We start from the raw sequence: 12413 nt of genomic DNA on the forward strand, positions 1-12413 counted from the left end.
GTGCCGTGCGAGCTCGCCCGCGAATCGAGCGGCCGCCCGGATACCGGTCGACCGGCCGCGCGAGGGTATCGCCGTCGCGGATCGATGTCCACGGTCCACGCCGATTTCTCCGAGAATTCGCCGAAACCCACACACCCCCGAAACTGAGTTCGGAGTGCTCGGCACCGCCGTCCTCGTCCACACGACCGCGCGGGCGAGCGAAGCCGACTCGCTGGCCGCGACCCCGATCGCCGACGGCGCCGGGCTCTGCGTCACCGGCGCACCGACCTTCGACGACGTCGTCACCGCCGCAGCCACGGCGATCCGCACCCTGGTGCCCGCCCACCAGATCGACGCCTATGACCAGCAGGTCACCGGCTTCCGCGAGACACTGGCCACGGTGCGGGTCCACCGCGACGGGCTGCCGATGGATCCGGCGGCGATCGGCGACCGGCTGGACTTCCTCGACGATCCGATCGTCACCTATCTGGTGAACGGCTTGGACGCGGTGCGCACCGGACGGATCCACCAGACCATGTCGGTCTCACGGCTGACCGTCAACGACGCCATCGAGGTATTCATCCTCGCCACCCGGATCGTGAAGATCCCGGCCCAGCTCGCCGCCAGCCTGGTGCCGACCGCCGGATTCTTCCTCAGGCCCATCGTCGGCGCGGTCTTCACCGGTATCAAGTCGCTGACCCGCAATGTGCAGGACTTCATCGCCGCCCAGTGCGCCGCACCCAACGCCTATCCGAAGCTGGCGCTGGACGAGCCCGAGGTGACCGAGCGGGTCGAGCTGCCCGCACCTCTGGTCGACCTCGCCCATTCGCTGGTGCGCGCGGATGGCGCCTGCACTCCCGTCGCCGAACTCGACACCGCGACGCTGGTGGAGCGCACCCGGGACTTCCTGAACCACGCCGAACTGCCACTGGATCGCGTCGCGATGAACGGCGCGGCCGACTCCATCCAGTCCTTCCTCCGCGAGAACCGCGTCGCCGAACTGGCGCTGCTGCGCCGCACCGAGGAACTCGGCCCGATCGTGCACGCCCTCGACTACGGGCCGCTGACGTTCCTGACCAATCTCGGCTTCGGCATCTACGTGGGCAAGGCGCTGAACACCGTCCCGCTATCGCAGGTGCGCGTGGAGCACGTATTCGACCTGGCGACATTGAGCCTGGACATGACCAGCCTGCTGCTCACCGCGGGCACCACGGTGCTCGGCTTCACCGGCGTCGGCACCGCCGTCACCACCCCCCTCTCGATCGCCCAGACCCTCGTCTTCGCCCCCTCCACCTACGGCGCGCCGATCCTTAAGGGCGTTATGCAATCCATGTGCGCCGCCTGACAGCTCCCGGCCACCCCGGTTCCGCGGCCAAGTATTCGGTACGGAGCCGGGGCGTCCGGTTCGGGTGGCGAAGCCGATATCGAGTTCGACCGCGCGGCGTCGGTGTACAGCCGCCAATAGTGTTCGCCGACTTCGGTATTGGTCATGCGAGGGATTTCGACGCCGGGCAGAACCAGTTCGGGATGTTCGTCGACGATGCGTTCTGCTTCGCTGTCGCCGAGCAGCCGGAACCGGTTCGGCGGCAACATGGGCGCCGAGTGGCAATGCTCAATGGTCGGAGTATCGCGCGGATATCGGGTAGCGGGGCGGGCGGGGGGCAGCGATCCAGCGGGCGGTGTACCGCGAAGTCGCGGCGAGGACGGTGAACAGGGGGATTATCAGCCCGGCCAGGTTGGACACCCAGTCGCCATCGATGAGTGCGGTCACGGCCCCGACGATGCCGCTGGTCGCGAAGAGGGTATCGGCGAGTCGGCTGCTTTCGGCGAACCAGTGGAAGCCGTAGTCGGACTGGTAGCCGAGGAGCGCGCCGAGGAGTCCGGCCGCGGCGATCGCGGCCCACACACCGGCGGCCACGATCACGATGTATCGGCCGGATTCGTCGCGGCGGAAGAGCAGGACGGCGCCGTAGGTCAGCACCCCGGCCAGCAGCAGGCCACTGAGGAATGTGATGGCCGCCAGCGAATTGTCGAAGCGGCCCGGGTCATCGAGGAAGTCGATGCCCAATCGCAGCGCCCCGAACAGGTTCGCCGCCGCACCCGACAGCGCGAGCGCCCCCGCCACGGTCGCGACCGCACCGCTCGGCTCCGCAGCGGGCCGGGCCACCGGGTTCTCGTACAGCATTCGCTCATCCCTCCGCTCCGGCCGCATCCGCGCCCGAACGCCTCAAGTATGCGCAATACCGGGCTGCCCGGCGGACTCCTCCGGCCGCGCCTCGACAGCTACATCGAATATCCGGCCCGTCCCGATCCACCGCCCGGTGGCCGGGACGACCAGGAGAACCAGTACCGCCACCTCCACCGCGGCGCTGGCCACATTGCCGACGGTAACCGTTCCGTTCGCGATCCCGGTCAGCGTGGCGAACAGTCCGACGCACGCCATAGGCACGAACGCCACAATCAGCATGGTCCGCCCGGCCGACTTGCGCCGCATGAGCAGGACGGCCCCGCTCGCCAGAAACAGCGCAATCACGGCAAATATGCCCGCGGTCGAGTAGTAGTGACCCCGACCGGGGTGGGGCGGATACGGTGGCAGCCGATCGAGTCCGGATGCCTCGGCGCACAACCGAATGGCCGCGACGGCCGCGGATGCCGCGACGAGCAGCGCCAGCGGCACGGCGGCAATGGCGGTCCACCCCCGTGGTCGAGCGGCGCGCGCTGCCTGACGCGGCGAATCCCCGTACGCTCCATCCGAATTCCCCATACCCCGCCGATCTCGAATCCGAAATCGAAGACGCCCGCCCGCTTCGCGGCGTGCGGGCGTCTTGCCTCCGTCAGCGATCCTAACCGGTCCGCCTTACAGGTTGGCCTCGGCGTAGACCTTCATCGCGTCCCGGACGAACTCGGCCGTGCCTTTGCCGTGCACGTCGTAGTTCTGCGCGAAACGTGGGTCGGCGACATACATTTCGCCGAGTCCGATGAAGGCCTCCTTCACCACGTCGCGGCCCTGCCACCTGATGCCGAGCCAGTCGTGGTGGCGGGCGACGATGGCCTGGACCTCGGCGCTGTCGGGGGCGAGCCCGGTGGCGCGGGCATGGCCGTAGTCGGCGGCGATGTCCAGGTGGGTCTGTAGGAACCGCTTCTTCTCCGCGTCACTCAGCGAGCGCCACCAGCGGTCACCGCTTTCGTAGGCGTCCTTGCCCCAGCGTTCGATGACCTCATCCTTGTACTGGGTGTGGTCGAACCCGTCGAAAACCTCTGCGGCCACGAGTTGTTCACCTCTTTCCGTCTTGTGCAGTGTGGTTTGCACCGACTCGATCCGGCGCCGGATCCGATCCTGTTCCTGCCGGAGCAGTCCCAGGTGCGCGCGCAGCGCGGTCGCGGTGTCCTGTTGTCCGGCGAGAACTTCGGCGATGGCCGGGAGACCGAGGCCGAGTTCGCGCAGCAGCAGGATGCGTTGCAACCGCACGAGAGAGTCCTGGTCGTAGTAGCGGTACCCGTTGGCGCCGATCCGGCTGGGCGGCAACAGCCCGAGCTGCCCGTAGTGGCGCAGCGTGCGGCTGGTGGTACCGGCCACCTTCGCCAGATCTTGGATGGACCATTCGCCGGTCCGGGTGGTCGCTGTCATGACCAATTCTCCTTCCGTATTTCGTCGGTGAAATCAGTGTGCAAGTTGACGCTACGTCAATGTCAACCCGCTTCAGCAGGGATTTCCCTCAACGCACGTGGGGCCCGCCACCGCGCCGGTGACGGGCCCGCGAGGTCCGAGATTCAGCGCCCGGCTCCGACCGGGGCGAGAACGTCGCGCTGGGGGCGCACCACCTGCGGCTCGACGGCCTTGGGCTTGACCGCGACCTGCCCGAGCACGGTGCCGCCGAGCGCGATGCCCATGCCGAGCACCTGGAGCGGGGTGAGCGCCTGCCCGAGTGCGATCCACCCGATCACCGCGGCCGAGACGGGGCTGAGCAGCCCGAGGAAGGCGATCGAGGTCGCGTCGACCTTGGCGATGCCGCGGAACCAGAGCCAGTACGCGACGGCCGTCCCGATGACGCCCAGGTAGAGGTAGCCGCCGACGGCCCGGCCGTCCAGCGCGGGCGGCGCACCCTCGATCAGCACCGCCAGCGGCGCGATGAACAGTCCGCCCGCGGTGAGCTGCCAGCCGGTGAGCGCCAGCGGGCTCACCCCATCGGGCCGTCCCCAACGCTTGGTGAGCACGGTGCCCAGTGACATGGACGCGGCACCGGCCAGACCGGCGATCACACCGACGGTATCGAGTTGGGCATTCGCCCGCAGCACCACGAGCGCGACGCCGAAGATGCCGATCAGACCGGCGAGAACCTTACGCCCGGAGGGCTTTTCGGCGAGTACGACGGTCGCGAAGGCCAGTGCGAACATCGGCGCCACCGCACCGAGCACGCCCGCGACGCCGCCGGGCAGCCGGTAGGCGGCCAGGAAGAGCAGGGGGAAGAAGGCGCCGATATTGAGGATGCCGAGTGCGGCCGCGCGACCGAGCCAGATGCCGCGCGGCAGCACCCGAGTGAGGGCGAGCAGCACCAACCCGGCGGGCAGCGCGCGCATGAGCGCGGTGAACAACGGCCGGTCCGGGGGCAGGAATTCGGTGGTGACGAAGTAGGTGGAGCCCCAGACGATCGGGGTGAGGGCGGTGAGTGCCAGGGTGCCCGCGGTGGAAGCTCCGGTGCGCTGGGCGGTGGTTGTGGTCATGTCGATCGCTCCTCATTGATAATCTCAACGTTGAAATATCTACTCGATGAGATGCCTCATCGTCAAGTAGATGAACGTTGAGATATTTACTGTCGAGAGGAAGCGCATGTCAGACGCCGTGGACCTGTTCACCGCGCACTGGAATCAGGTGCGGCCGGACGTCGATGTCTCGCCGATGGCGACCATCGGCCGGATTTCGCGATTGTCGAGGCTGATCGAGCAAGACCTGAAGCGGTTCTTCGCCGGATTCGGCATGGAGTTCTGGGAGTTCGACGTGCTGGCCACGCTGCGCCGCTCCGGCGGCACGGACGGGCTCACCGCGGGCGCGTTGATCAAGGTCGCGATGGTCACCTCGGGCGCGATCACCAATCGCATCGACCGGCTCGCCGCCAAGGGCTGGGTGGAACGCACCCCGTGCCCCGAGGACCGCCGAGCGATCCGGGTCCGGCTCACCCCCGAGGGCCTGACCCTGATCGACGATCTGCTGCCCAGGCATATGGCCAATGAGCAGCGCATGCTCGCCGCACTGGGCGCCGAGGACCGCGGGCACCTCGCGACGCTACTGCGCACCCTCGCCGAATCCATGGGCGACATACCGGGGGAGAAGTCGCCGCGGTAACCGCGGACCACCGATGCCCGAAGCGCTACCGCCGCAGCCGAATTCCACTGCGCCGCATGCGTCTCAGGGTGCACCCTCCGTGGAACCCGCCGCAGGCAGCGGGGCCTCGGGCGGCGCGACACCGTCCACCGGCATCGCCGCATCACCCGATTCATCGGTCGGCGTCACCCCTTCGGTCTCCTCGCCGGACGGGACCACCCGGACGGGCGTCGGCCGCGGCGTCGGTGTCGACGCGGTGGTCGGCGCGAGGGTGCCACCGGGCGACGGAATTTCCTGCCGCGCACCGGCCGCCGGGCCGGATTCGAGTGCGCTCGAGTCGGGTACCAGCTGCATCAGCGTGGTGAAGTCGACGACCTGGGCTCCGAGCGTCGGGGTGGCGATGATGACACCGTTGGCGAACAGGCGGTAGGTGCCCGCGTTCTGGGGTAGTCGCATCTCCGGGCCGAGTGGTGCGCCGACCGCGCTGCCCTCGCCGCCGATCCGCCGGTACTCGACATCGATCGCGGATTCGGCGATCGCGGCCCTGGTGCGCGGATCCGCGGGCGGCCGGCCGATCGCGAGTTCGGCGGGCGCGGGGCCCACATCGAAGGCGTAGATATCCGCGGGTTCGCCACCGCCGGGCGCGGCGGAGTACTCCGAGCGCAGGATCCGGCCGTCGCGCAACAGCACGGTGCCCGCGGAGGCGGCGACGGCCGCGGCCGCGCGCGGATCCTCCTCGGCGGTGCCGGGATACACCTGACAGTCGGTGGTATCGCAGGTCTGGGCGTAGGGATACCGGCTTTCGGCGAGTGCGTAGGAGCGCGCCGCGATGGCCTGGGCGCGCAGCGCCTCACCCGCACCTTTATCCGCCCAGTTCGCCTGGACTTCGGCGGGCACAACGCCGAGCAGATAGTCCTCCACGTCGACCCGGTTGACGGTGCGGGCCGCGCCGTTCTCGCTTGCCACCCCCAGCGAGCCGCGGTAAGCCGAACCGCCGCACAACTTCAGGTGTTCCGCGGCGGGCCTGCCGGGATTCGGGTCGAGCGGGTAGACCCACGGATCCCTGGTGGCCGACTGCCACAGCACTTCACCGTCGCAGCCGACGGTGACCACGACATTCGCGCCACCGTCCGGCAGCGGGGTCAGATGCGCGACCTGGCCGGGGGCGACCACCTTGCCCGCGACCCGGAATCCGGCGTCGGCATAGGCGTCCAGGCTGGAATCGTCCTGCTCCATCAGTCGCACGCCCACGGTGGCGTGCGGGATGGCGCCGAGTGTCGCGCCCGGGTAGTAGTGCTCGAGGATGTGCTCGGCCGTCCAACCCTGCTGGGCGTTCTCGAAGGCGCCGTGTTGGCTCATGCCGCGGCCGTGTCCCGGCCCGGCGACTGTCCGGTACGGCGTGTCGCCGGGCCAGTTCAGTCCGGCGAGCACGGTTGCGGCCAGGACGGCCACCCCACCGGTGACCAGTACCGGCCGGAGCGAAATCAACGATTGCGGTATTCCGCGCCGGTTCCCGAAATGTATTCTGCGCTGCACTTTCAGCTCCCTCCGGGTACTCCCTATTCGGTGCTGCCTGCGTCGCATGCGTTCACTCCCACCGGTTTCCGAAATCGGATCGGTTCGATACCTGTCGGCATGTCGTTCCATCCACTAGCTATTCGGAAGCTACATTCGAGCGATCACATAATCCTCAACAAGAGGTTTAGATATGTGACAATTGTTAACTAGTGTGATCGTTGAGACATCAGGAAGCAAGCCTGAAATTTTGCACTCGATCATTGGCTCGACCCGAATGGAGACGCTCGTGTCGTACCGCAAACCGAAACGTTCCTACGTACTCCCGGTTGTCACCACTCTTGCGGTAGCGGCCCCGCTCGCGACTCTGACGCTGAGCGATTCGACCGAGTACCGCTCGGCAACCGGCAGCGAACTCGCAGCAGTGCCCGCGCAACTCGCCGAGGTGGTACTCGGCTCGGCACCCGACATCACACTTCCGCTGCGCGAACTCACCGGATTGGACCTGCCGGACCTGCATCTTTCCGATCTTCGGATGCTGCCACTGCCCGCATCCATTCCGATTCCCGAAGGCTTACCGCTACCGCCCGGCATAGAACTACCCAGGGAAATTCCGCTACCCAGGCTGAACGGCCAGACCCCGGCCGCCCCCGGCCCCACGATTCCCGGCCAGAACTCCACTGTTCCCGGCCAAACCTCCGCCGCCCCCGGCCAAGCTTCCGCCCTTCCCGGCCAAGCCGCCGCGCCCGGACAGGGCGCTGCCGTCCCCAGCCAAACCTCGGCCGCTCCTGGCCAAGCCGCCGTCCCCAGCCAGGCAGCCGCCGCAGTCCCCGACCAAACCTCCGCAGTCCCCGGCCAGGGTGTCGCCATTCCCAGCCAGGCCGCCGTTTTCGGCCGAACCTCCGCCGTCCCCGACCTGGCCGCAGTGCCATCCGGTACTGCCCCGGCACCCACCGCGCCCGGACAGATCACCCACTCCCCGGGCACCCGATTCATCGCCGACCCCACCCAACTCGAGCCGGGAACGACTCCGGATACTCCGGCATTGGCCCCCGGTGCCGTTCCCCCCGAACTCATCAACCAGGTCGGCGCGCAGGTCAAGGAGCTGTCCAGGGATACCCCGTTCAGCGTGGTCGCCCTGACCGCGCAGGACCTGGCGGACACCAAGGCGATGGTCCGGGCGCGTCAGCCCAACGGCACCTGGGGCCCCTGGTACGAAACCGAACCCGTCGATACCCGCCGCACCGACCACACGGCCGCGGACAAGACCGCCGGCACCGAACCGATCTATGTCGGCAATACCAAGACCGTGCAGATCCTGGTGACCCGCAAGAATGCCGCCTCGGCTCCGAAGGCGCCGAGCGCACCGGCCGAGAATCCCGGCGCCGCACCGAATCCGGTACCGGCGGCCGCGCGCTCGGATGACGACCCGGCCCAGCTCAACGCGGCCGCCCTCACCGCGGTACTCATCGATCCGGGCCGCGGCGCCATCGACGGCGCCCTCAACGATGTCGCTGCGGCATTGCCCGGTGGCGGCCCGAATGTCATCAGCCGCGCGCAGTGGGGCGCCGACGAATCGATCCGGTGCGATGAACCCACCTACGACGACCAGCTCGGCGGGGTCACGGTGCACCACACCGCGGGCCGCAACGACTACAGCAAATCCGAATCCGCGGGCATCGTCCGCGCGATCTACACCTACCACGCACAGACCTTGGGCTGGTGCGACATCGGCTACAACGCCCTGGTCGACAAGTACGGCCAGATCTTCGAGGGCCGCCAGGGCGGCCTGGACCGCCCGGTGCAGGGCGCGCACGCGGGCGGCTTCAACGAGAACACCGCGGGCGTGGCCTTCATGGGCAACCATGTCTCCGAGACGCCGTCGGACGCCGCGGTCAACGCGGTCGGCAAATTCATCGGCTGGCGCACCCGGGTGGCGGGCCTCGATCCCAAGGGCCACACCACGATGTGGTCCGAGGGCACCGAGTTCACCCCGTACGCCCAGGGCGAATCCGTCCGTCTGCCCATCGTTTTCGCGCACCGCGACGTCGGCAACACCAGCTGCCCCGGTGACGCGGCCTACGACCTGATGGATCGCATCCGCGATATCGCGGCGGGCAGCTCGGGCGTCGCCGCCGGTACGAATCAGGCGCATACACCGAAACGCCCGGTCCCGCAGCGCACCGAGGCGGATCTGGCCGCACTGGCCGAGCTGACCGCCAAGCTGCTGAGCATGGTGAACGAGAACCTCATCGCCAAACACTGGGTCGAGCGGGGTGGTCCGGACGGACCGCTCGGCGCCGCCGAATCCGAACCGCTGCCCGCCGCACAGGGCGCGCAGTACGCCAAGTTCGCCAACGGCTACGTCTACACCACCTCCAACGGCAAGGTGTACGAGGTGGTCGGCGTGATCCTCGAGCGCTTCCTGCAACTCGGCGCCGACGCGGGCATCCTGGGTCTGCCGCTGACCAACGCCTATCCGGTGCCGGACGGCCTGCGTTCGGATTTCCAGTACGGATCGCTGATCCTGAACCAGCTCACCGGCATCGTCACCACCGTCTGGAAGACCTATAACGAGACCTACCAGCAGGAGATGCGCAGGAACCCGTCCCCGGTCGCCGCACCCGGCCCGGCACCCGTGCACGACCCCGTCGCCGCACCCGTTCCCGCGGGCTGAGTCCCACACCGGCGACCCGCTACAGCACAACGCCCGGCGGGTGCGCCGCTCTCCGCGAACGGCGTTACCCGCTCGGCGTCAGAGCCACCAGCGCTCGAGTACCTGGGCGACACCGTCCTCGAAGTTGGCGGCGGTCACCTCATTGGCCGCGGCAAGCGCCTCGGCGTGCGCGTTCGCCATGGCGACGCCGTGGCCCGCCATGGTGAGCATCGGGACGTCGTTGGGCATATCACCGAATGCGATGACCGCCGAATGCTCGACGCCGAGCCGCTGCGCCACGGTGGCCAGCCCGGAGGCCTTGGTGACGCCGGGGGCGGACAACTCGATCAGCCCGTGGTCGGTCGAGTAGGTGATGTCGGCCCGATCGCCGATCAGCGGCGCCAGGGTGGCGCGCATGTCACCACTGTTGGCGCCGGGTAACCGGATCAGCATCTTTATCGCGGGAGCGTCGATCACTTCGTGCCGGGCCACCGCGGTGTCGTCCGGATTCAACCAGGCGTGTTCGTATTCGGGCGAACTCACGAATTGCGGTGTCGCCGCGTCGTGCGCGCTGGCCCCGACCCGCTCGGCGGCCAGGCCGCAGCCGGGCAGTGCTCGTTCGGCCAGATCGGCGATCCAGGTCAGGGTCTGCACATCCAGCGAACGGCTGGCCAGCACTTTGTCGCCCGCGCTGTCGTAGATCACCGCGCCGTTGCCGCAGACACACAGCGGTGCGTAGCCGAGACCGTCGACGACCGGGTCGATCCAGCGCGGCGGCCTGCCGGTGGCGAGGACGAACGGCACTCCGTCGGCGATCAGGGCGTCGACGGCGGCCTTGGTGCGCGCGGTAACCCGTTCGTCGTGATCGATGAGGGTGCCGTCCACATCGGTGGCCACCATTTTCGGCTTGGGCAGGTGCAGGCGTGTCACCTATTCCATCCTGCCGGAAAACCATCTCGGCGCCATCGCGGCGGTCACTGGTTACCCGGTCGCTTCCAGGTCTGGTCGTCGGGTTTCGCCTGTGGATCGGACGGCGGGGGCTGGTACGGCGGGCTGGGCTCCGGGGCGGCGGGGGGCGGTGTGATGGCCGGTCCGGGCTGCGGATATCCGAACGGTGGCCCCTGTGGATAACCGCCCTGATTCGCCTGTGGATAACCGTGTTGTGGATAACCGGGCGGCGGAAACCCCGCCTGTGGATAACCGGGCTGCTGCGGAAACTCCGATGGCCGATAGGCCAGCCAGCGCGTTGTCGGGGGCACCAACGCGAGGACCGCGGTAGTGATCGGGAAGACCAGGCCGATCAGCCCCGAGACACCGCTGAACATGCCGGCCTCGCTGATCGACCCGGCGATCGCCACCGTGACGATCACCCCGGCGATCTGCGACACGATCACCACCGCGCACCCCGCCACGATCAACGTGCGACCGAGCGTCTTGCGGGTGAACAGCAGAACGGCGCCGACGCCGAGCACCAGCGCGACCAGGATCGCGATCACCCCGGTGATCAGGGCGAAGGTGTAGTAGGCCGGGTTCGCGAGCAACCCCGTCGAGTCGTACTCGTCCAGATCCGATCCGTACTCGGTGAGGCCGAGCCAGATACTGGCCCCGCCGCCGAGCAGATTCGCCAGCACGCCCAGACATGCCAGTACCCCGGCGGTGATCGCGGTGCCGCCACCGGGCGGCCCGGATGTCGAATATCCCGCCGCCGGATACGGCTCATATCTTCCCGGATATTGCGGATATGCCATGACGCCCCCTTTCGCATCGAATAGCTCGACGCTCCCGTTCCGACAGCTTAGGAGACTTCGGGCGCTCCCGGAGGACATGCCGTGACACGTGTGGCATGCGCGACGCGCACGCACCTCCTTATGATCGGGGCTTAATACTCGACGCTGGCCCGACCAGCCGTAGGACCAGAGGACTGATGACCGGCTTCCTGCTACGACGCGCGCTCAATTATGTCGTGCTGTTGCTGCTGGCCTCCTTCCTGACGTTCAGCCTGGCGTCGTTGACGTTCCAGCCGCTGGACAGTCTCGAACAGCGCAACCCCCGCCCCCCGCAAGCGGTGATCGACGCCAAGGCCGAGGAGTTGCACCTCAACGATCCGATTCCGCAGCGGTATATCACCTGGCTGAAGGGCATTCCGCACGGAGATTTCGGCACCACGCTGGCCGGGCAGCCGGTGAGCGAGGAACTGCCGCGCCGGGTCGCGGTGAGTCTGCGGCTGCTTATCGTCGGTTCGCTGATCGGCACGGTGCTCGGGGTTTTGATCGGCGCCGCCGGAGCGATCCGGCAATACAAGTTCAGCGATTACTTCACCACGGTGTTCTCGCTGCTGATCTTGAGCACGCCGATCTTCCTGCTCGCCACGCTGTTGAAATATGGTGCGCTGGAGATCAATTCGCTGACCGGATCGCAGATATTCCTCTATACCGGGGAAACCTCGGCGAACAAGATCGAGGGCTTCGGGCCGCAGTTGCTCGACCGGTTGCAGCATCTGGTGGTGCCGACGGCGGGCCTGGCCCTCGGCGCCATGGCCGGTTACAGCCGATACCAGCGCAACGCCATGCTCGACGTCTTGCAAAGCGATTTCATCCGCACCGCCCGCGCCAAGGGTTTGACCCGCAACAAGGCGCTGTACAAACACGGCCTGCGCACCGCGCTGATCCCGATGGCCACCCTGTTCGCCTACAGCCTCGGCGGCCTGATCACCGGCGCCACCTTCACCGAGAAGATCTTCGGCTGGCACGGCGTCGGCGAATGGCTGGTCGACTCGATCAATGCCCAGGACCTGTACGTGGTGGTGACGGTGACCGCCTTCGCCGGACTGGTGGTGCTGGTCTCCGGCCTGCTCTCCGACGTCGTGTACGCGATTCTCGACCCCAGGGTGCGTGTGGGATGAGCGTCGGACCCGTAGGAGGAGGCCCGCGTAACCACGCAGGG

The 12413-nt window shown here is 68.0% G+C and carries 11 protein-coding genes; 4 read left to right on the forward strand and 7 right to left on the reverse strand.

Going from position 1 to position 12413, the window contains the following annotated elements:
- Positions 1 to 154: 154 nt before the first annotated feature.
- Positions 155 to 1324, forward strand: coding sequence for a hypothetical protein (locus AB0H61_RS23995; protein ID WP_357308096.1), 1170 nt, complete (start codon positions 155 to 157; stop codon positions 1322 to 1324).
- Positions 1325 to 1591: 267 nt separating this feature from the next.
- Here AB0H61_RS23995 and AB0H61_RS24000 read toward each other — a convergent pair whose 3' ends face one another.
- The 4 genes from AB0H61_RS24000 to AB0H61_RS24015 form a co-directional block, all read right to left on the reverse strand.
- Positions 1592 to 2164 carry a hypothetical protein gene (locus AB0H61_RS24000; protein WP_357308099.1) on the reverse strand — a complete coding sequence of 191 codons (573 nt, stop codon included), beginning with the start codon at positions 2162 to 2164 and terminating at the stop codon, positions 1592 to 1594.
- A gap of 42 nt (positions 2165 to 2206) precedes the next feature.
- Positions 2207 to 2743, reverse strand: a complete 537-nt coding sequence (locus AB0H61_RS24005) for a hypothetical protein (RefSeq protein WP_357308102.1) — start codon at positions 2741 to 2743, stop codon at positions 2207 to 2209.
- A 93-nt stretch (positions 2744 to 2836) separates the two neighbouring features.
- Positions 2837 to 3607 (reverse strand): MerR family transcriptional regulator, encoded by a 771-nt coding sequence (locus AB0H61_RS24010; RefSeq protein WP_357308104.1) that lies wholly within the window; start codon positions 3605 to 3607, stop codon positions 2837 to 2839.
- Between the two features lie 143 nt (positions 3608 to 3750).
- Entirely contained in the window at positions 3751 to 4701 is a 951-nt protein-coding gene (locus tag AB0H61_RS24015; RefSeq protein WP_357308107.1) for an EamA family transporter, read from the reverse strand.
- Positions 4702 to 4807: 106 nt separating this feature from the next.
- Here AB0H61_RS24015 and AB0H61_RS24020 point away from each other — a divergent pair, with 106 nt between their 5' ends.
- A complete protein-coding gene (locus AB0H61_RS24020) occupies positions 4808 to 5320 on the forward strand; it encodes a MarR family transcriptional regulator (RefSeq protein WP_357308110.1) in 513 nt (170 codons plus the stop codon).
- A gap of 63 nt (positions 5321 to 5383) precedes the next feature.
- Here the strand turns inward: AB0H61_RS24020 and AB0H61_RS24025 are convergent, their stop codons facing one another.
- Positions 5384 to 6835 (reverse strand): SpoIID/LytB domain-containing protein, encoded by a 1452-nt coding sequence (locus AB0H61_RS24025; protein WP_357308113.1) that lies wholly within the window; start codon positions 6833 to 6835, stop codon positions 5384 to 5386.
- Between the two features lie 256 nt (positions 6836 to 7091).
- On the opposite strand from AB0H61_RS24025, the gene AB0H61_RS24030 reads away from it, so the two are divergent.
- Complete coding sequence (locus AB0H61_RS24030; RefSeq protein WP_357308116.1) at positions 7092 to 9491, forward strand: N-acetylmuramoyl-L-alanine amidase; 2400 nt, start codon at positions 7092 to 7094, stop codon at positions 9489 to 9491.
- A 78-nt stretch (positions 9492 to 9569) separates the two neighbouring features.
- Here AB0H61_RS24030 and AB0H61_RS24035 read toward each other — a convergent pair whose 3' ends face one another.
- On the reverse strand, positions 9570 to 10391 hold the full coding sequence (locus tag AB0H61_RS24035; protein WP_357308342.1) for an HAD family hydrolase: 822 nt from the start codon (positions 10389 to 10391) through the stop codon (positions 9570 to 9572).
- Between the two features lie 53 nt (positions 10392 to 10444).
- Positions 10445 to 11218 carry a hypothetical protein gene (locus AB0H61_RS24040; RefSeq protein ID WP_357308119.1) on the reverse strand — a complete coding sequence of 258 codons (774 nt, stop codon included), beginning with the start codon at positions 11216 to 11218 and terminating at the stop codon, positions 10445 to 10447.
- 176 nt (positions 11219 to 11394) lie between these two features.
- Here AB0H61_RS24040 and AB0H61_RS24045 point away from each other — a divergent pair, with 176 nt between their 5' ends.
- Positions 11395 to 12372 (forward strand): ABC transporter permease, encoded by a 978-nt coding sequence (locus tag AB0H61_RS24045; protein WP_357308345.1) that lies wholly within the window; start codon positions 11395 to 11397, stop codon positions 12370 to 12372.
- Positions 12373 to 12413: the final 41 nt, after the last annotated feature.

The organism is Nocardia sp. NPDC050710 (assembly GCF_040654375.1).
GTDB lineage: Bacteria > Actinomycetota > Actinomycetes > Mycobacteriales > Mycobacteriaceae > Nocardia.

Bases quoted from the DNA above. Each gene is read 5' to 3' on its own strand.
- AB0H61_RS24000 (WP_357308099.1), bottom strand. From the start codon at position 2,164: ATGCTGTACGAGAACCCGGTGGCCCGGCCCGCTGCGGAGCCGAGCGGT.
- AB0H61_RS24010 (WP_357308104.1), bottom strand. From the start codon at position 3,607: ATGACAGCGACCACCCGGACCGGCGAATGGTCCATCCAAGATCTGGCG.
- AB0H61_RS24005 (WP_357308102.1), bottom strand. From the start codon at position 2,743: ATGGGGAATTCGGATGGAGCGTACGGGGATTCGCCGCGTCAGGCAGCG.
- AB0H61_RS24020 (WP_357308110.1), top strand. From the start codon at position 4,808: ATGTCAGACGCCGTGGACCTGTTCACCGCGCACTGGAATCAGGTGCGG.
- AB0H61_RS24040 (WP_357308119.1), bottom strand. From the start codon at position 11,218: ATGGCATATCCGCAATATCCGGGAAGATATGAGCCGTATCCGGCGGCG.
- AB0H61_RS24045 (WP_357308345.1), top strand. From the start codon at position 11,395: ATGACCGGCTTCCTGCTACGACGCGCGCTCAATTATGTCGTGCTGTTG.
- AB0H61_RS24030 (WP_357308116.1), top strand. From the start codon at position 7,092: ATGGAGACGCTCGTGTCGTACCGCAAACCGAAACGTTCCTACGTACTC.
- AB0H61_RS24015 (WP_357308107.1), bottom strand. From the start codon at position 4,701: ATGACCACAACCACCGCCCAGCGCACCGGAGCTTCCACCGCGGGCACC.